This is a genomic window from Massilia sp. UYP32, assembly GCF_050434365.1.
In the GTDB taxonomy this organism is placed as follows: Bacteria; Pseudomonadota; Gammaproteobacteria; order Burkholderiales; family Burkholderiaceae_D; genus Telluria; species Telluria timonae.
Window position 1 is genome coordinate 80,290 of sequence record NZ_JBNDIK010000021.1, and the last position, 17,879, is coordinate 98,168.

Below are 17,879 nucleotides of genomic sequence, written 5' to 3' on the forward strand. Positions count from 1 at the left end.
TGAGCTGATTATGCGTGTCCTTCATTTCTACAAGACCTACCACCCGGATTCGGTGGGCGGGGTCGAACAGGTGATCCGCCAGATGTGCGTGGGCACCGGCCGCCTCGGCGTGAGCAATACGGTGCTGTCGCTGTCGCGCCAGGACAAGCTGGACCCGTTCGAATTCGAAGGCCATATGGTCCACCGCGTGCCGCTCAATGCCGAGATCGCGTCCAACGCCATCTCGGTGCAGTCGATCGGCGCGCTGGCGCGCCTGGCGAAGCAGGCCGACGTGGTGCACTACCACTTCCCCTGGCCGTTCATGGACCTGGCCCATTTCATGGCCCGGGTCGACAAGCCGACGGTGGTCACCTACCACTCCGACATCGTGCGCCAGCGCCACCTGCTGCGCCTGTACCAGCCGCTCAAGCACCGCTTCCTCAAGAGCGTCGACGCGATCGTCGCCACCTCGCCCAACTACCTCGGGTCGTCGACCGTGCTGGCGCGTTACAGGCAAAAAACCTCGGTCATTCCCTTCGGCCTGGACCGCGGCACCTATCCGCAGCCCGAGCCGGCCCGCCTGGCGCACTGGCGCGAGCGCGTGGGTCCGAAGTTCTTCCTGTTCGTGGGCGTGCTGCGCTACTACAAGGGCCTGCACATCCTGCTCGAGGCGGCCAGGGGTCTCGACTATCCGATCGTGATCGTCGGCGCCGGGCCGATCGAGGGAGAGCTCAAGGAACAGGCCGCGCGCCTGGGCCTGTCCAACGTGATGTTCGTCGGGGCGATCGACGAACCGGACAAGGCGGCGCTGCTGACCCTGTGCTATGCCGTGGCTTTCCCGTCTCACCTGCGCTCGGAAGCCTTCGGCATCTCGCTGCTCGAAGGCGCGATGTACGGCAAGCCGATGATCTCGAGCGAGATCGGCACCGGCACCACCTATATCAACGTCGATGGCGACACCGGCCTGGTGGTGCCGCCGTCCGACCCGCAGGCGCTGCGCGCGGCGATGCGCACCTTGTGGGACAACCCGGACATGGCGCGCGCCATGGGCCGGCGCGCCGAGCAGCGCTTCGAAGAGCTGTTCACGTCCGAGCAGATGGCGGCCAACTACACGGCGCTGTACCACGAGCTGGTGGCGCGGCGCGCCGTCAAGCCGAGCGGCACGGTCGCCGACCCGGGGTCAGTCAGGCCGTCTCCGCCCACCTCGACCTGATCTCGCGGATCGCCGGCATCTGGTCGGCGAACAGCTCCACCAGCTGCGGATCGAAGTGGCGGCCCTTCTGTTCACGCAAGAAATTGACCGCTTCTTCTTCGGTCCAGGCCTTCTTGTACGGCCGCACCGAGGTCAGCGCGTCGAACACGTCGGCGATCGCCACGATCCTGCCCACCAGCGGAATATCCTCTCCTGCCAGGCCGTTCGGATAGCCGCTGCCATCGTATTTCTCGTGGTGGGTCAGCGCGATCTGGCGCGCCAGCGCCAGCATGCCGCCATCGTGCTCGCCGATGATCTCGGCGCCGATCGTCACGTGGCCCTGCATGATCTTCCATTCCTCGGCGTCGAGCGGCCCCGGTTTCTGCAGGATGCGGTCGGGGATGCCGATCTTGCCCACGTCGTGCATCGGCGCCGCGTGCAGCAGGTCGTCGGCTTCATGCTCCGTCATGCCGGCGGCGATGCCGAGGATGCGCGAGAAGTGGCTCATGCGGATCACGTGCAGGCCGGTCTCGTTGTCCTTGTACTCGGCCGCCAGGCCCAGGCGCTGCACGATCTCGAGGCGGCTGGCGCGCAGCTCTTCCATCCGCACCAGCGACAGGTGGGTGCGCACGCGCGCGCGCACCACCGGCGGGCTGACCGGCTTGGTGATGTAGTCGACCGCGCCGGCCTCGAAGCCTTCGACTTCGTCGGCGGTCTCGGTCAGGGCGGTGACAAAAATCACCGGGGTCGAGGCGGTGGCGGGGTGCGCCTTGAGGGCGGCGCACACTTCGTAGCCCGACATCCCGGGCATCATCACGTCCAGCAGCACCAGGTCGGGCTGCTCCTGGCGCGCCAGTTCGAGCGCGCGCGCGCCGTCCTTGGCGAACAGCAGGCGGTAGTGGTCCTGCAGGATCTGGCGCAGCAGCTGCAGGTTGCTGGCTTCGTCGTCGACCGCGAGGATCAACGGGCGGGTATTCGGTTGGCTCATGCTGGGGATTCGTTGGAAACGTCGTCAAGCGCCCCATCACCCAGCAGGCCGATGACGGCTTCCAGGTGCCCGAGGGCGAGGTCGAAGTCGAAGTCGGCGATCGCCGACTGGACCTGGGTCACGCGGGTGGCGGCCGGATGCGCCGCCAGCGCCGCGGCCAGGCTGGCCATGGCGCCGTCGTTCAGGGCGCCGCGGCGCAGCGCCTCGAGCAGCACGCCGGCGGCGCGCCGCGCGCGCGCCAGGTCGACCGTGCTGCCCGGCGCGACTGGCGCGGGCGTCGCGGCGACGCTGCGCAGCGCCTCGAGCGCCGCGTCCAGCGCATTGTTCGCCATCACCAGGGCATTGGCGACCTGGCGCGCATCGGTCGGCACCGCGTCGGTGGCCTGCTCCAGGCCGGCCAGGGAGTCGGCCAGCAGCTCGAGGCCGACGTTGGCGGCCGCGCCGCGCACCTTGTGCGCCAACATGCGCAGCTGCTGGTGCTCGCCGCCGGCGGCGTGCAGGCGCAGCGCCTGGCCCAGCGCGGCGTACTGGCGGGCGAAGTGGTCGAGCGCCTCGGCATAGGCGTCCTCGCGGTTGCTCCAGCGGTGCAGGCCGGCGCGCCGGTTCAGCACTTCGCGCGCCGCATTGGGCGCGGCATGTGCGTCCGGCGCGCTGCCGGGCAGTCCGAGCACGCGCGCGATTTCGTGCGACAGCGCGAACCAGTCGACCGGCTTGCTGGCGAAACCGTCCATGCCGGCGTCGACGCTGGCCTGGCGGTGTTCGGCCAGCACGCTGGCCGTCATCGCGATCACCGGCAGGCGACTGCGCCCGCTGGCCTGTTCCTGCTCGCGGATCGCGCGGGTGGCGGCCAGGCCGTCCATGGTCGGCATCTGGAAGTCCATCAGCGCCAGGTCGAATTCGCCGCTGGCCGCGAGTTCGACCACGGCGGCGCCGTCGCGCACCGCGGTCATGGTGTGGCCGCGGCGCGTCATCAGGAGCTGCATCAATTCCAGGTTCTGCGGCACGTCGTCGGCCACCAGCACGCGCAGCGGCGGCAGCACGGCGGCGCTGCGCACGCGCGGCGCTTGGCTGGCGAAGCGCGCCAGCACCAGCGGCACCCGCACGTGGAAGGTGGTCCCGCATCCAAGCTCGCTCTCGGCCCAGATCCGGCCGCCCATCAGCTCGACCAGCTGCTTGCTGATCGTGGTGCCGAGACCGGTGCCGCCGAAGCGGCGCGTCATCGAGGCGTCGGCCTGGGTGAACGGGTCGAAGATGGCGGCCAGGCGCTCGGGCGCGATGCCGATCCCGGTGTCGCTCACGGCGATGCACAGCTGGTCGCCTTCGGCGCCGACCTTGAGCGTCACGCTGCCCCTGGCGGTGAACTTGATCGCGTTGTCCAGCAGGTTGGTCAGCACCTGGCGCATGCGCAGCTCGTCGCCGCGCAGGCCGGTCGGCAGCGCCGGATCGTACTGGATGTCCAGGTGCAGGCCCTTGGCGCGCGCGTTCGCGGCCAGGGTCGAGGACAGTTCGTCGATCAGCGACAGCAGGTTGTAGTCGTTCTGTTCCAGCTCCACCGCGCCTTTTTCGAGCTTGGCGGTGTCGAGAATCTCGTTGAGCAGGCGCAGCAGGGCGCGGCCGGCGCTGCGGATGGTGTCCAGGTGGCGCCGCTGCTCCACGTCCAGGTCGCCGTCCAGCAGCACGTCGGTGAAGCCCAGGATCGAATTCATCGGGGTGCGGATCTCGTGGCTCATATTGGCCACGAAAGTCGCGCGCGCGGCGGCGGCCTGCTCGGCGGTTTCCTTGGCGGCGCGCAGCGCTTCTTCCATCTGGCGGCGCTCGGTGATGTCGAGGATGACGCCGTCCAGCCATTGTACGTCGCCGGCCTCGTCGCGCACCGCGGTGCCGTTTTCCCACAGCCAGCGCACGCCGCCGTCGGCGTGCAGCAGGCGGTATTCGACCAGGTAGGGCCGGCCTTCGCGCAGCGCGGCGCCGGTCGCCTTCGCCACCCGGATGCGGTCTTCGGCATGGATCAGGGCCCCGAACACGCGCCGCGGCGGCTCGCCCAGGAAGTCGGCGGCCGGATAGCCGGTGACGCGCTCGACCGCGTCGCTGATGAAGACCATCGGCCAGTCGCCACTGAGCTTGCTGCGGTAGGAGATGCCGGGGATGTTGCCGATCAGGGAACGGAACTGCTGCTCGCTGTCGCGCAGCGCCCCTTCCATGGCGCGCCGCTCGCTGATGTCGGTGACGAAGCAGACGAACAGGTCCTGGTCGCCCAGCTTGGCGTGCCCCATCGCGCCGCGCACCGGCACCAGGCTGCCGTCCTTGCGCAGGCCGAAGGTCTCGGTGCTGGTGTTGACGCCTTCCAGGCTGCCCCGGGACAGCACGTACAGCAGGCCGCGCTCGGACTTGCGGTCATTTTCGTTGAGCAGCACAGCGATGTTGCGGCCGACGATCTCGTCGCGCTTCCAGCCGAAGATGCGCTCGGCCGAGGCGTTGAATTCGGTGATGGCGCCGTCGCGTCCGACCGTGATCACGCCGTCGACGGTGGTGGTGAGCAGCGCGCGCATCCAGGCTTCGCTGCGCGCCAGGCCGAGGTACATCTCGCGGTAGCGCAGCAGGCCATTGGTGGCCACCACGCCCAGCGACAACGCCACCGTGATGAGCGTGATCGACAGCGCCAGGAAGTCGCTGTTGGAACCGTTCAGGCCCAGCGGGTCGACCTCGCCGGAGAAGCGCGCCGCCGCCATGCCGGTGTAGTGCATGCCGGCGATGGCGCAGCCCATCACCACCGCCGCGATCAGCAGGCGGCGCGCATCGGTCATCGACTTGCAGCGCGACAGGCCATGGCGCACGCCCAGCGCCAGCGTGGCCAGCACCACCGCGACCACGATCGACAGCGCGAACATGGCAGGATCGTAGTGGAGGTCGAGGCGCATGCGCATGCCGGCCATGCCGGTGTAGTGCATGGCGCCGATACCGGCGCCGACCAGCACCCCGCCCACCAGCAGGTGCGCCAGGCGCAGCTGGGGACGCGAGATCAGGTTGAGCGCGACCCAGGACGCGCCGATGCTGGGCAGGGCCGACAGCAGGGTGATGCCATGGTCGTAATGGACCGGCGTGCACAGGTTAAAGGCGAGCATGCCGATGAAATGCATCGACCACACGCCGGCCCCCAGCGCCAGGCTGCCGGCGCCGAGCACGATGGCGCGGTGCGCGGGATTGCTGCTGGCGCGACCGGTGATCTGCAAGCCCATCCAGGAAGAAAAGATCGCCACCAGCAGCGACAGCACGACCAGGCGTGGCTCATAGACGCCATAGGCGAGCATGGACGGGTCGGTAGGGGCGTTAAATAGTTGCAACATGAATTCGTGGGTAGTCAAGACAGGAGAGTTCTGTCCGTAAGGCATGACCACGAAGTATGGCATTTTCCCGGCTGGAAATGTTGTTGGCGACCGGAATGAACAGACGATTGGCGCGGTTTTGTAGCGCCTGAGCGACCATTTTTGTGCATTCCTTGTTCAAGGATTATGGTCTTGGCATGCCGGAGCGCGCGGGACGGCGCGCCCGGCGAATCGGGCGTCCCGGCGCCGCTTATCGCGTGGCGTCGGCCGGGCCGGGCGGCAGCGTCGCCTCGAAGCTGGCCGGCGGCAGGCCCTGGCACCAGCGGCGCCACATCAGGCGTAGCGCGTGCTCGATGCCGTCGGCGACCCGGGTCATGGAGTCCGACGTGGGCAGCGCATAACGTTCGCGCAGGGTGGCGCGCAGCGCCGCCAGCGCCGCCAGGTCGCCGCAGATGGCCAGGCCCTTGGCGACGAAATCGTCGGCGCTGTGCGCGACGAAATGGTGCAGCCCGCAATGCTCGAGGAAGCAGGCGGTTTGTCGTCCGGTCACGGTGCCTGCGTCCAGGGTCAGGGTCGGCACGCCCATCCAGCCGGCGTGCATGGTCGTGGTGCCGCCCGGGTACGGGAAGGTGTCGAGGCACAGGTCGACCTGCTGGTGCAGCTTCAGGTAATCGTTCAGCCCGATGCGGCCATGGAAGTCGACCCGGTGCGCGGCGATGCCTTCGTGGTCCAGCCAGGCGCGCAGCTGGGCATGGTCGTGCTGTTCCGGCATGCCGCCTACCAGCAGCCGCGCATCGGGCAGCGCGCGCAGCAGCATCCCCCAGGCCTTGATCACTTCGCTGTTGAACTTGCTGAGACGGTTGAAGCTGCCGAACGTGACGTAGCCGTTGGCCAGGGCGGGCAACGGGCCGACGTCGGGCGCGCTGGCCACCGGCTCGAAGGGTATCAACAGCGGCAACTGCACCAGTTTTTCCACGAACAGGTGGTCATACTGTCCGTGAGGCAGGAATTTTCGGTCGACCAGGTAGTAATCCATCGCCGCCAGGCCGGTGGTGCCGGGATAGCCGATCCAGGACGCCTGGACCGGCGCCAGCCGGCGCGCGAAGGCGGGCAGCCGGTTGAAGGCGGTGTGGCCCGACAGGTCGATCAGGATGTCGATGCCGTCGGCGCGCACCTGCCGCTCCAGTTCCTCATCGTCGAGCGCGGCGACATCGCGCCAATGGGGCAGGTGGCCACGCAGGCGTTCGGTGACCGCGTCGACCAGGGTATGGTTGTAGTAGGCATGCAGCGTCAGCCCGGGGCGCTGCCCGAGGCGCTCGAAGACCGGTTCGATGAAGGAGGCGACCGCGTGGTTGCGCAGGTCGCCCGACACGAAGCCGACGCGCAGGCGCCGCTCCGGCTCCGGCGTGTTGTCCAGGGCGGCGGGCGGCGCGGTCCTTTGTTCGACCAGCTTGCCGTACAACCGGTGTTCGGCGAACAGTGCGTCCGGCGTCAGCCCGGGCATTTCGCTCAGGCAGAACAGCATATTGCTGTGGGCATCGGTCTGCTCCGGATTTCGCTCCAACAAGTCGCGATAGACGGCCACCGCTTCGACCAGCCGGCCCTGGGTCTGCAGGATCAGCGCAAGCGTGATGGCCGCCTTTTCATGCCGCGGATCGAGCGCCAGCGCCGCGTTGGCGTTGGCCTGCGCCTCGGACAGCCGTCCACGCTCGGCCAGGGTGATGGCCAGGTGGTTGTGGGCATCCACGTTGCCGGGCCGCAGCGCGAGGGCGCGCCGCAGCACGTTCTCCGATTCGTCCAGCCGGTTGGCGCGCATCAAGAGCATGCCCAGGTTGCTGAGCGTTTCGGCATCGTCGGGGTCGAACCTGGCCGACATGGCCATGGCATTCAGGGCCCCATGCGCGTCGCCGCGCCGGTGATAAATGCCACCTAATAATTTCCAGCCGAATGAGTGCTGGGGGAAGCGTTCGACGAGCGCACGCGCGGCGTGCTCCGCTTCCTCGGTGCGTCCCTGCGCGAACAAGGCGGCGGCGGCGTCGATCTCGCTGCTATCGGGCGCGCCCGAGCTGGCCAACTGCCGTTCGATGTCGTCGATCGCCTGACCTTGCAGGCCGTGGGTCCGGCCGAGCTGGAGCAGTTCAGCGGCGGCGGCGAACTGGCGCGCCTCGATCAGGGCGGCGAGATAGGCCAGCCAGTGGGCCTCCTGGCCGGGGTCGGCTTCCAGGGCGGCGGCGAAATGCGGGATCGCCGTCTCGGCATCGCCGGCGCGGCTGGCCAGCACGCCCACGGCGTGGTGGGCGCCGGCGTGGCCGGGCTGGAGGTCGAGCACCGCCCCGTACAGGGCCAGCGCCTGCTCGAGGTTGCCCGCTTCGGTTTCGTGGTGTGCGGCCTGCATGGCCTGGTCGACGATCTGGAGGACGTCGGCGCTGGGGGGGAGCGTGCTCATGGCGCTACATTAGGGTATGAGGCGGGCGGGGGTCAAGGAGAGGGCATGCGCGGGCTGGATAACAAAAAACCCGCTGGTCCGGGGAAGGACGCGGGTTTCAAGCTTGGTTAGGTTAGTGCCTCCGGCCGGAATCTGAAATCCATAATAATCAGATGCTTAGTGGATCGGTGCGTAATTTTGGGGAGTGGTTATTTGCCGACGATTCCAACTCCAACCTTCACCAAGGTTTGCTCGATGAAAGCTGCAGATACCCTTTACTTATGTCTCTCCCAAATAATAAAGTGACAACTAGCGTGACACAGGGGATCGTCAGATGTGACCCCGCGACTGACCCCTGTAATGGGTTTGCTTCACGGATGGATAGGGCTCCCTGCAAGCGGGCAACCCTCACGCGATCATGCATTTGGCGCGTTGCTGCGCTCATTTCACTATCGATCAGGGGCGGACGACCTATCCTGCCTATGCCGACACTTGAGTCGCATCACAGGACACAGCACTCGTAATTCTACGCAACGAATTTTCTTGTTAAAAAGAAATCATGTCTGTACACTCCCCGTCGATACTGCGATAGCGATGTCACATGGTCTGGCGTGCTTTCGATAGAAATGCGGCTATCTCGGTCTTTCCTCAGCATGAACAAAAATGTTCGAGGGTCGATTGGGCCATCTAACCCGCGAAGGGGGAACTGTGCAAAATACAAATACATCAGGCAGCAGCCATCTGGCGAGTGGTCAGCAATTGGACTACTTGGACGGATGGCGGGGAATCGCTATTTCACTACTGCTGGTCGGACATTTCTTTCCCTACTGGCAACTCAAATTTTGTGGAACTGCTGGCGTGCATTTTTTCTTTGTTTTGTCGGGTTTCCTTATGGCAAAGCAGCTTTTCCTACACGAAACCCCGCTTCCGACGTTCTATAAGCGACGAATTTCGAGGATTTTCCCCGCTCTATATGCCTTTATCGCGATAACGATTATTTCCTATTTGATCGCGGGACTTCCTGTGTCGTGGGGGACGGCACTAGGCGCTACCGCGCTCATAAGAAATTATTATCCTGTCGGATTCGGAAATGCGCTTCCTTTCGATCATATATGGTCACTGTCGGTCGAAGAGCACAGCTATATAGTATTATCGGCGCTTGTGATTTTTTTTCCAAGTAAAATCGAGAGACAACGGATTGCACTGGGAATGCTTTCATTCTGCTGCATCATCATGGCAGCGGTATATACGATAAAATTTTCCGGCCCTGCGCTTTACCGCGAGAAGTTGATCCACACGGAAGTTGCCGCGTTCGGCATCTTCTTCTCCGGATTTTTGCTTCTATGCCTGCGAAACGGGATTAATAGATCGATCCCGCCCTTCGTTTTTTATACGCTACCAATCATTGCGATAGTAACTTATAGCACAAGTGCTCCACCCGCAGTGACTATGGTGGTCGGCCTGGTCTCGCTGGCGCTGACAGTAAACATTCTCCATAAAGCACCTGAGTGGATGCTGCGAGCCCTTTCGCTTCCCGCACTGCGCAAGCTTGGGTTATGGTCATATTCACTGTACTTATGGCAACAGCCATTTTATGCACTGAAGAATAAAGGACTAATTTCAACTTCGGCTGCGTTTCTTTTGGCATTGCTTGCCGGAGTATTGTCGTATTATCTAATTGAGGCGCCCGCCAGGAACTACTTGAATAGCACCTGGGCGCGGAAGAAGAAACCGGAAAATGCTACTCCCTTTATTTCAGATGCTTTACTTGCTGTTCGGAAAAACGAACATGACGATGTCGATAGAGAAGTGATGCCCCGTAGCGTGCCATGAGTTGACGAGGACGCGTTTGCTGCTCGGATCGATTCGAATCCTAGTAGTCAATTCCCGTCTGATCATAGACGCATTTAACGAATAGCTAGGGCTATTCTCTATGCCAGTCATTGAGTGCCAGCATCGACGTTTTCCTGCCAGTGGCCTGTTGTGGAATCTGGTGGTCGTACAGCTTCAGATAGTTCAGCAACACATCCGGAGGGTCACATCCGGAGGGTCACTCCGGAGGGTCACGTCTGACAATCGGACATGGCCTCTACAGTAATCCCGGGTATTGGGCAATAACTGCTGAGCCCGTGTCCGATTGTCAGACGTGCTCCTGTCGCTTTTTGGTGGGCGGGATGGCGTTTGCGATCCGCTTGCCGCTAGTGGCACATCGTACGCTAGCAAGCGGCCCAGCTTGAAAAGCAAAAAACCCGCTCTTCCGAAGAAGTGTGCGGGTTTCGCTAATACTGTCTATCAGTGGTGCCTCCGGCCGGAATCGAACCGGCACGCCTTTCGGCGCTTGATTTTGAGTCAAGTGCGTCTACCAATTCCGCCACAGAGGCCCAATAGCAGGCGCGAATCTTAGCACATGGCGCACACAACTGACCAGTGTGCGAAAGAAATTGGCACAACGCGGCTTCAACTCACCCCTGCGCACGCAGCCAAGCCAGGCCCGGCGCAATGGCTCAGCGCGCGATCCGATGCTGCAACAACCGCAAGCTCCCCACCGGCCCGACGATCTCCAGCACGTGCTCGCGCACCGCGACATTGATCGCGCCTTCTTGCCCACGCAGCCAGGGGCGCGGGCGGAAGTAGCGGATGCTGGTGCTGTCGGTCGCGGTACGCCGGTAGCCGAGCGCGCCGAGTGCTTCGTCGAGCGTGCTGATCATGTAGTGGGCATCGAAGCGGGTGCGCATCTCGAAGCGGCCAGGCCCGAGCATCCAGACGGGCAGCAGACCGCCCACGATGGCCGGCAGCACCAGGTAGGGCAACGGCGTGTCGGGGTCGATCACATGCTGCGCCAGCACCAGCAGCGGCAGCCCGCCCAGCAGGGTCAGCGCCCAGGGCAGGGATTGGCGCCAGGTGTCGATGCGCCGTAGAAACCCGGGTCGCTCCCGGACGCGTACGATTTCTGAAAACGTCACACTCTTCATGGTGATCTCTCCCTCACAGCATCTTGTGCAACGGTCCATGTTGACGCCTCAATTTATAGTGACGCAACACCCCATTCAGCCCGGTAATTGATCTGCATCGACTCGCCCATTGTGACGAGCGGCCCCCGGCCGGTGCTTGACTCCGCGCAAACACGCATCCTTTGCAAACAGGTTCTCATATTGGCAACACATGCCGCGCACAGGTGAAGTTCGTTGCCTGCAAGCTCCTTAAAACGAACAAGCCGCACGGTGTGCGGCTTGTCGAGGTGCATGTTTTACTGCGTGCGGCGGAACAATCTGAAGCGCTCATCGCGGTCCGAGGCGCGCCGGCCTTCCCACAGCGGGATCGTGTTGCGCACGCCCCATTTGCGCAGCAGCGCGCGGTCGTTGCGGCTGCGCAGGCTGTCCTGCAGCAGCACGTAGTCGCACTTGCCGCCGGCCAGGGTGACGAAGGGCAGGCGTCCGTAATAGGCCAGCGAGGCGCGCTGGGCCGGGCCGACATTGGTCTCGATGCAGTCGGTGTCGGCCGGCAGGCGCGCCGCGATCTGCTGGGCCACGCCGGCGTAGCTCTTGCCGTAGTTCAGGTCGGGCAGGAACAGAGTCATCAACAGCACCCACAGCAGGATCAGGCCGCCGGACGACAGCACCACCGCGCGCCACAGCACCGCCGGCTGGCGCGACAGGCGCCAGTGCACCAGCATCACCCAGCCGACGCTGGCGGCGGCCGCCACGGTGAAGGTGACGATGCCGATTTCGGGCGTGAAGCCGGGCACCAGCTTGAGCGCGTTCTTGGCCAGCTGGGCCGGCCAGCCGGTCAGCTTGGCGATCCAGAACAGCCAGATGGTGGCGCCCAGCATGGTCAGCACCATCACCGAGAACCAGTCGATGGCGTTGATCGCGCCGCGCTTCATGGTCGGCAAGCCGAAGGCGGCCATCAGGGCCAGCGGCGGCAGCATCTTGAGGAAGTCGCTGTTCTCGGGCACCGGGTCGCACAGCAGTTGCAGCACCAGGGCCAGGAAGAAGAACACCGGCAGCACGATGTGCAGCATCTGCTGCTGGCGGCGCCAGGCCCAGACCGCCCAGATCGCGAAGGGCCAGGCCGGCCAGAAGAACCAGACGCCGATGCGGAAGAAGGTCTTCACCGCCACCCAGCCGGGCAGGCCGAACTGCTCCGCGTTCCAGGCCAGCCAGTCGGCCACCGGCGGCAGGCCATACGGCTGCACGACGACGGCGGGCAGGATCCACACCAGGGTCAGGCCGAAGCCGACGCCGGCCGCCACCAGCAGGTGGCGCAGCGCTTGGCCGGCCGGCATGTCGAGGTAGCGGGTGCAGGCGAACAGGGCCACGATCAGCACCAGCGGCGGCAGGAAGCCCTGGGTCAGGGTCAGGGCGCCCAGGGCGACGCCGACCAGCACCGCATTGCGGGTGCTGGTGTGCTCGACGTAGCGCACGGCGCGGTACAGGAAATAGGCCAGCAGCGCGCCCTGCAGGGTCGCGGCCAGGGTCAGGTGGCTTTGCAGCAGCAGGCCAAGGCTGCCGAGGTAGATCAGGACGGCGGTGTCGCCCAGCGTGCGGCCATAGTCGTCGGGCTCGGGCTGGCCGCCGAAGGCCAGGCGCAGCGGCTGCGCCTCGGCGCGCCGGCCAAGGTGGAAGGCGGTGTACCACAGCGACATCGTGCCCAGCACGAAGATGCCGATGGTCGAGACGCGCGCGGCCAGCACGTCGCCCAGGATCCAGCCGAACAGCTTGATGCAGATGGCGCCCAGCCAGAAGGCCAGCGGGCCCTCGTCGACGCTGGCCAGGCCGGCAATGTTCGGGTACAGCCAGTCATCCAGGCCACCGTGCGCCATGGTCCACATGATGCCGAAGCTGCCCGCGTCTTCCTTCCACAAATCACGGCCGATGATGCCGGGCAGGATGTACAGCATGCCCAGCGCAAGCAGGGCCCAGCGGGGCAGCGCCAGGGTGGCGGCGGCGGGGAGACGGACTGGTTTCATCGGCGAATCTGATGGATAAAATAAAGCGCAGTATAGCTGCGAAAAAAAAGAAGCCGGGCAGGCCGGCTTCTTTCGCGAAGCCCGAAGGCTTCGAAGATTCTACTGCGGCAATTAGCCGTTGGCGACCGAGGTCTTCGAGCCGACCGAACCGAACTTCTGGCGGAACTTCTCGACGCGGCCAGCGGTGTCGACGATCTTGTGCTTGCCGGTGAAGAACGGGTGCGATTCAGCGGACACCTCGATCTTGACCAGTGGGTATTCTTTACCTTCGTGGGTGATCGTTTCGCGGGTGTTGATGGTCGAACGGGTCACGAATTTGAAGTCGCACGACAGGTCGTGGAAGACGACTTCGCGGTAATCTGGATGGGTATCGGTCTTCATGGTTCTGCTTTCTATTGAGTTGGTAGCCAAACAGCACTTCGTCGGTCGAACAGCTTCTTGACCCGATTGCCGATCACTTGCCAGGGGTTGGACTGAACCGGAGATTATAAAGCGGTTTCCGGCGTCAGGCAATGCCAAACAAAAAGGCAGCCCGAAGGCTGCCTCTGCACGCGTTGCGCTGGGGCTGGTCAGCCGCCGCGGCGCATCATGTCGAAGAATTCGACATTGTTCTTGGTCGCGCGCATCTTGTCGAGGATGAACTCCATCGCCTCGATCTCGTCCATCGAGTACAGCAGCTTGCGCAGGATCCAGATCTTCTGCAGCTGATCCGGCTTGATCAGCAGCTCTTCGCGGCGGGTGCCCGATTTGTTCAGGTTGATCGCCGGATAGACGCGCTTCTCGGCCAGGCGGCGCTCCAGGTGCACTTCCATATTGCCGGTGCCCTTGAATTCTTCGTAGATCACGTCGTCCATGCGCGAGCCGGTCTCGATCAGCGCGGTCGCGACGATGGTCAGCGAGCCGCCTTCCTCGACGTTACGGGCGGCGCCGAAGAAGCGCTTCGGACGCTGCAGCGCGTTGGCGTCGACACCGCCGGTCAGCACCTTGCCCGAGGCCGGGATCACGGTGTTGTAGGCGCGCGCCAGGCGGGTGATCGAATCGAGCAGGATGACCACGTCCTTCTTCATTTCGACCAGGCGCTTGGCTTTCTCGAGCACCATCTCGGCGACCTGCACGTGGCGGGTGGCCGGTTCGTCGAAGGTCGAGGCGACGACTTCGCCGCGCACCGAACGCTGCATCTCGGTCACTTCTTCCGGACGTTCGTCGATCAAGAGCACGATCAGGGTCACGTCGGGGTGGTTCGCGGTGATCGCATGCGCGATGTGCTGCAGCATGACCGATTTGCCGGACTTCGGCGACGCCACCAGCAGGCCGCGCTGGCCCTTGCCGATCGGCGAGATCAGGTCGACGATGCGGCCAGTGATGTTCTCGGCGCCGTTCATGTCGCGCTCCAGGCGCAGCGGCTCGTTCGGGTGCAGCGGGGTCAGGTTTTCGAACAGGATGCGGTGCTTCGAGGCTTCCGGCGATTCGCCGTTGACCTTGTCGACCTTGACCAGCGCGAAGTAACGCTCGCCGTCCTTCGGCGTACGCACTTCACCTTCGATCGAGTCACCCGTATGCAAGTTGAAACGACGGATCTGCGACGGCGAGATATAGATGTCGTCGGTCGAAGCCATGTAGCTCGCGTCCGGCGAGCGCAGGAAACCGAAACCGTCAGGCAAGACCTCGAGGGCGCCGTCGCCGAAGATCTGTTCGCCCTGCTTCGCGCGCTTCTTCAGGATCGCGAACATCAGTTCCTGTTTGCGCAGGCGGGCTGCGTTGTCGATGTCGAGGCCGATTGCCATTTCCAACAGCGCGGAAACGTGCATCGCCTTCAGTTCAGATAAATGCATGTGTGTGGGTGACCCGTGACGGGTGAATATGGTAGGGGAGGGGACTGCGTGGGTTAATCAAGGCGGGAGGGTGACTCCCGGCCAATATTGTGACTGCGTGGCGACTGCGCGGGCGCGCCGTCGCCGCTATATTACTTGGATCAGATGTTGCTGTCGATGAAAGCGGTCAGCGGACCCTTGGCGACGGCGCCCACTTTCTGGGCTGCGACCTGGCCGTTCTTGAACAGGATCAGGGTCGGGATGCCGCGGATGCCGAACTGGGCCGGCACGGCCTGGTTCGCGTCGACGTCCATCTTGGCGATCGTGATCTTGCCTGCATATTCCTTGGCCACTTCTTCCAGGATCGGGGCAATCATCTTGCAAGGACCGCACCACTCGGCCCAGAAATCGACCAGCACCGGCTGCTCGGACTTGAGCACGTCGGCTTCGAAGGATGCATCGCTGATGTGTTTGATGTTTTCGCTCATGGTTTCCTCAATGTGAGGTAAGAATCGTTATTAACGCCTTGAGACAAGTCATGCGGGACGTCTCGACCGGCTACCGTGTGTACTGCCTTGCCAATATTGCTGCTACACAATGGTGGAGGCACTGTGTGCGAATTTCAATATTGGAAGAACGGCAAGAGGGTGTCAGGCGGGGAATGAGGCGAATAATACCCCATTTTTTTAAAAAGTGTTCAGGGCCTTGTACAAAATCTCAACATTCCAGCGCATGACGCAATTGCTCGGGCGTGAGCGGCTTGCGGAACGAGCCCACTACCCGCAGGCCGAGGGCGCGCGCCAGTTCGGCGGCCGCCTCGCGCACTTCGTCCTCGAGGGCCGACAGCAGGATCACCCTGCCGGCATAGCCAAGGCTGGCCGCGGCCTGCAGGAACTCGATGCCGTCCATCTCGGGCAGCACCAGGTCGCAGATCAGGACGTCGGGCATGGCTTCGTCGAGCCGGGCCAGGGCCTGGCGCGCATCGAGTTCGAGGACGATCTGGCACGGGCCGCAGGTCGCCAGCATCTCGCGCACGACTTCCAGCAGCAGATGGTCGTCGTCGAGCACCAGCACGCGCAGTTGCGCGAAAGGCGGGTCGGCGGCGTCGGGAGGCATGGGCGACATTGGCTGGAATGGGGCAATCGGATCGACGGCCATTATCGCGAAAAACTGGCAAGCCGGGTTGTCCGAAACCGCATTTATTTATCAAACACTGCCGGTGAAGCGCGCCAGGTGTCCCGGATGCCACATGGTGGCCACTGACGCCACCCGGCCGGCCGAGGTGGTGCGCCGGTGCAGCACCAGGCACGGGGCGCCGGCCGCGATCGCCAGCAGGCGCGCCTCTTCCGCCGGCGCCGGCTGGGCCTCTATCGTATAGCTGGCCCCCTGCAACGGCGCGGCCGCCATCAGGTGCTCGTTGGGCGTGATGCGCGCAAAATCCTGCTCCAGGTAGGCCGGGGCGCAGGCCGGGTTGACCCAGCGGTCCTCGAGCTGGACCGGCGTCTCGTTCTCGAAGTGGACGATCAGCGAATGGAACAGGGTGGCGCCCGGCTCCTGGTCGAACTCGGCGGCCAGCGTGTCGTCGGCGCTTCTTGCCTCCAGCGCCAGCACGCGGCTGGCGTGCAGCTTGCCGCGCGCGCGGATCTCGTCGGCGATGTTGCGGATCTCGACCAGGGTGCCCTGGTACTTCTGGGGAGCCACATAGGTGCCCGAGCCCTGGCGCCGCACCAGCACCTGCTCGGCCGTGAGTTCGCGCACGGCGCGGTTGACGGTCATGCGCGAGACGCCGAACTGGCGCACCAGCGCCTGCTCCGACGGCACCAGCTCGCCCTCTTTCCAACGGCCGGAGGCGATTTCGCCAACCAGATAATCCTTGATCTGCTGGAAAATGGGCGACTTTTCCTGCATGCTGTCTTGCGCGGTCTGTGCTTCCAAACTCAATCTCCGAATGCCTGGCCTGTCGTGGCCACGCCCGATTCTAGCATCGGGGATTCGAAAGCAAGACCCGGAGTGCGGCCTGGCGGCATCGGCTTCAGGATGGCGCTATTGCTGAAGGAGGACACCATCATGACGACATTGGATAGCGACGAGATCGACAGTATCGGCGACGATGCGCGCTGGGACGCCGTACAGCGGCGCGATGCCGGCGCCGACGGCAGTTTTTATTATTCGGTGCGCACCACCGGCGTCTATTGCCGGCCCTCGTGCCCGTCGCGCGGGGCCAAGCGCGCTAACGTCGCCTTCCACGCCAGCAGCCAGGCGGCCGAGGCGGCGGGCTTCCGGCCCTGCCTGCGCTGCGCGCCGCACCTGCCGCCGCTGGCCGAGCGCCAGGCGGACGCGGTGGCGCGCGCCTGCCGCCTGATCGAGGAATCGGAGGACGAACCGGATCTGGATGCGCTGGCCCAGGCCGCCGGCATGAGCCGCTTCCACTTCCACCGCGTGTTCAAGGCCCGCACCGGGATCACGCCCAAGGCCTATGCGGCGGCCAGGCGCGGCGCCCGGGTGCGCCAGGAACTGGCGGGGGGCGCCACGGTCACCGACGCCCTGTACGGCGCCGGCTATGGCTCCAGCGGTCGCTTCTATGCGGCGTCGAACGAGGTGCTGGGCATGCAGCCGTCGAACTACCGCGCCGGCGGGCAGGGCGAAACGATCCGCTTCGCCGTGGCCGAATGCTCGCTGGGCGCCACCTTGGTCGCGGCCACCGAACGCGGCATCTGCGCGATCCTGATCGGCGACCAGCCGGAACCGCTGCTGGAAGACCTGCAGGCGCGCTTTCCCAGGGCCGAGCTGCGCGGCGCCGAAGAAGGCTTCGAGCGCACCGTGGCGCTGGTGATCGGCCTGGTCGAGGAACCGCGCATCGGCCCGTCCCTGGACCTGCCGCTCGACGTGCGCGGCACCGCCTTCCAGCAGCGCGTGTGGCAGGCCCTGCGCGCGATTCCCCCGGGCCAGACCGTGACCTATGCCGAACTGGCCGAACGGGTCGGCCTGCCCGATGGCGCGCGCGCCGTGGCCGGCGCCTGCGCCGCCAATCCGGTGGCGGTGGCGATTCCCTGCCACCGCGTGGTGCGTACCGGCGGCGCGCTGTCCGGCTACCGCTGGGGCATCGAGCGCAAGCGCGCGCTGCTCGAGCGCGAGGCGCAGCAGTGACCGTCATCGATTGGGATGACGTCGGCGCCCAGCTCGACGACGCCG

General features: G+C 64.9%; 13 protein-coding genes and 1 tRNA gene. 3 read left to right on the forward strand and 11 right to left on the reverse strand.

Annotation, left to right across the window (positions count from 1 at the left end; genetic code table 11):
• The first annotated feature begins 10 nt into the window (after positions 1–10).
• Positions 11–1,192 carry a glycosyltransferase family 4 protein gene (locus ABIB42_RS17400; protein WP_005665059.1) on the forward strand — a complete coding sequence of 394 codons (1,182 nt, stop codon included), beginning with the start codon at positions 11–13 and terminating at the stop codon, positions 1,190–1,192.
• Here the strand turns inward: ABIB42_RS17400 and ABIB42_RS17405 are convergent.
• The 3 genes from ABIB42_RS17405 to ABIB42_RS17415 all read right to left on the reverse strand — a co-directional run bounded on the left by ABIB42_RS17405 (position 1,164) and on the right by ABIB42_RS17415 (position 7,928).
• Positions 1,164–2,159: a response regulator gene (locus tag ABIB42_RS17405; RefSeq protein ID WP_005665061.1), complete on the reverse strand. Its 996-nt coding sequence runs from the start codon at positions 2,157–2,159 to the stop codon at positions 1,164–1,166. The two genes, ABIB42_RS17400 and ABIB42_RS17405, sit on opposite strands and share 29 nt — an antisense overlap.
• Entirely contained in the window at positions 2,156–5,503 is a 3,348-nt protein-coding gene (locus ABIB42_RS17410) for an MHYT domain-containing protein (protein ID WP_429248709.1), read from the reverse strand. Before ABIB42_RS17410 ends, ABIB42_RS17405 begins: the two co-directional genes overlap by 4 nt.
• A gap of 229 nt (positions 5,504–5,732) precedes the next feature.
• On the reverse strand, positions 5,733–7,928 hold the full coding sequence (locus tag ABIB42_RS17415) for a tetratricopeptide repeat protein (RefSeq protein ID WP_429248710.1): 2,196 nt from the start codon (positions 7,926–7,928) through the stop codon (positions 5,733–5,735).
• A 642-nt stretch (positions 7,929–8,570) separates the two neighbouring features.
• Here ABIB42_RS17415 and ABIB42_RS17420 point away from each other — a divergent pair.
• The gene (locus ABIB42_RS17420) at positions 8,571–9,740 is read left to right on the forward strand and encodes an acyltransferase family protein (protein WP_429248711.1); all 1,170 of its coding nucleotides are present in this window, start codon (positions 8,571–8,573) and stop codon (positions 9,738–9,740) included.
• 463 nt (positions 9,741–10,203) lie between these two features.
• Here ABIB42_RS17420 and ABIB42_RS17425 read toward each other — a convergent pair.
• The 8 genes from ABIB42_RS17425 to hutC form a co-directional block, all read right to left on the reverse strand.
• A tRNA-Leu gene (locus ABIB42_RS17425) sits at positions 10,204–10,288 on the reverse strand.
• A gap of 123 nt (positions 10,289–10,411) precedes the next feature.
• Positions 10,412–10,879, reverse strand: a complete 468-nt coding sequence (locus tag ABIB42_RS17430; RefSeq protein ID WP_005665077.1) for a hypothetical protein — start codon at positions 10,877–10,879, stop codon at positions 10,412–10,414.
• A gap of 275 nt (positions 10,880–11,154) precedes the next feature.
• On the reverse strand, positions 11,155–12,876 hold the full coding sequence (locus ABIB42_RS17435) for an ArnT family glycosyltransferase (RefSeq protein WP_071361296.1): 1,722 nt from the start codon (positions 12,874–12,876) through the stop codon (positions 11,155–11,157).
• A gap of 111 nt (positions 12,877–12,987) precedes the next feature.
• Positions 12,988–13,257 (reverse strand): type B 50S ribosomal protein L31, encoded by a 270-nt coding sequence (locus tag ABIB42_RS17440; RefSeq protein WP_005665079.1) that lies wholly within the window; start codon positions 13,255–13,257, stop codon positions 12,988–12,990.
• Positions 13,258–13,445: 188 nt separating this feature from the next.
• The gene (gene rho / locus ABIB42_RS17445; protein WP_005665081.1) at positions 13,446–14,708 is read right to left on the reverse strand and encodes a transcription termination factor Rho; all 1,263 of its coding nucleotides are present in this window, start codon (positions 14,706–14,708) and stop codon (positions 13,446–13,448) included.
• 140 nt (positions 14,709–14,848) lie between these two features.
• Positions 14,849–15,175: a thioredoxin TrxA gene (trxA, locus tag ABIB42_RS17450; protein ID WP_005665082.1), complete on the reverse strand. Its 327-nt coding sequence runs from the start codon at positions 15,173–15,175 to the stop codon at positions 14,849–14,851.
• 229 nt (positions 15,176–15,404) lie between these two features.
• Positions 15,405–15,803, reverse strand: a complete 399-nt coding sequence (locus tag ABIB42_RS17455; protein WP_429248712.1) for a response regulator — start codon at positions 15,801–15,803, stop codon at positions 15,405–15,407.
• Positions 15,804–15,893: 90 nt separating this feature from the next.
• Complete coding sequence (hutC, locus tag ABIB42_RS17460) at positions 15,894–16,595, reverse strand: histidine utilization repressor (protein WP_005665086.1); 702 nt, start codon at positions 16,593–16,595, stop codon at positions 15,894–15,896.
• A 159-nt stretch (positions 16,596–16,754) separates the two neighbouring features.
• Between hutC and ada the strand changes: the two genes are divergently transcribed.
• A complete protein-coding gene (gene ada / locus ABIB42_RS17465; protein ID WP_005665087.1) occupies positions 16,755–17,834 on the forward strand; it encodes a bifunctional DNA-binding transcriptional regulator/O6-methylguanine-DNA methyltransferase Ada in 1,080 nt (359 codons plus the stop codon).
• Positions 17,835–17,879 lie beyond the last annotated feature (45 nt).

Coding starts and splice junctions, on each gene's coding strand:
- hutC (WP_005665086.1), bottom strand. CDS start 16,595: ATGCAGGAAAAGTCGCCCATTTTCCAGCAGATCAAGGATTATCTGGTT.
- rho (WP_005665081.1), bottom strand. CDS start 14,708: ATGCATTTATCTGAACTGAAGGCGATGCACGTTTCCGCGCTGTTGGAA.
- ABIB42_RS17420 (WP_429248711.1), top strand. CDS start 8,571: ATGTTCGAGGGTCGATTGGGCCATCTAACCCGCGAAGGGGGAACTGTG.
- ABIB42_RS17430 (WP_005665077.1), bottom strand. CDS start 10,879: ATGAAGAGTGTGACGTTTTCAGAAATCGTACGCGTCCGGGAGCGACCC.
- ABIB42_RS17400 (WP_005665059.1), top strand. CDS start 11: ATGCGTGTCCTTCATTTCTACAAGACCTACCACCCGGATTCGGTGGGC.
- trxA (WP_005665082.1), bottom strand. CDS start 15,175: ATGAGCGAAAACATCAAACACATCAGCGATGCATCCTTCGAAGCCGAC.
- ada (WP_005665087.1), top strand. CDS start 16,755: ATGACGACATTGGATAGCGACGAGATCGACAGTATCGGCGACGATGCG.
- ABIB42_RS17435 (WP_071361296.1), bottom strand. CDS start 12,876: ATGAAACCAGTCCGTCTCCCCGCCGCCGCCACCCTGGCGCTGCCCCGC.
- ABIB42_RS17405 (WP_005665061.1), bottom strand. CDS start 2,159: ATGAGCCAACCGAATACCCGCCCGTTGATCCTCGCGGTCGACGACGAA.
- ABIB42_RS17410 (WP_429248709.1), bottom strand. CDS start 5,503: ATGTTGCAACTATTTAACGCCCCTACCGACCCGTCCATGCTCGCCTAT.
- ABIB42_RS17440 (WP_005665079.1), bottom strand. CDS start 13,257: ATGAAGACCGATACCCATCCAGATTACCGCGAAGTCGTCTTCCACGAC.
- ABIB42_RS17415 (WP_429248710.1), bottom strand. CDS start 7,928: ATGAGCACGCTCCCCCCCAGCGCCGACGTCCTCCAGATCGTCGACCAG.
- ABIB42_RS17455 (WP_429248712.1), bottom strand. CDS start 15,803: ATGCCTCCCGACGCCGCCGACCCGCCTTTCGCGCAACTGCGCGTGCTG.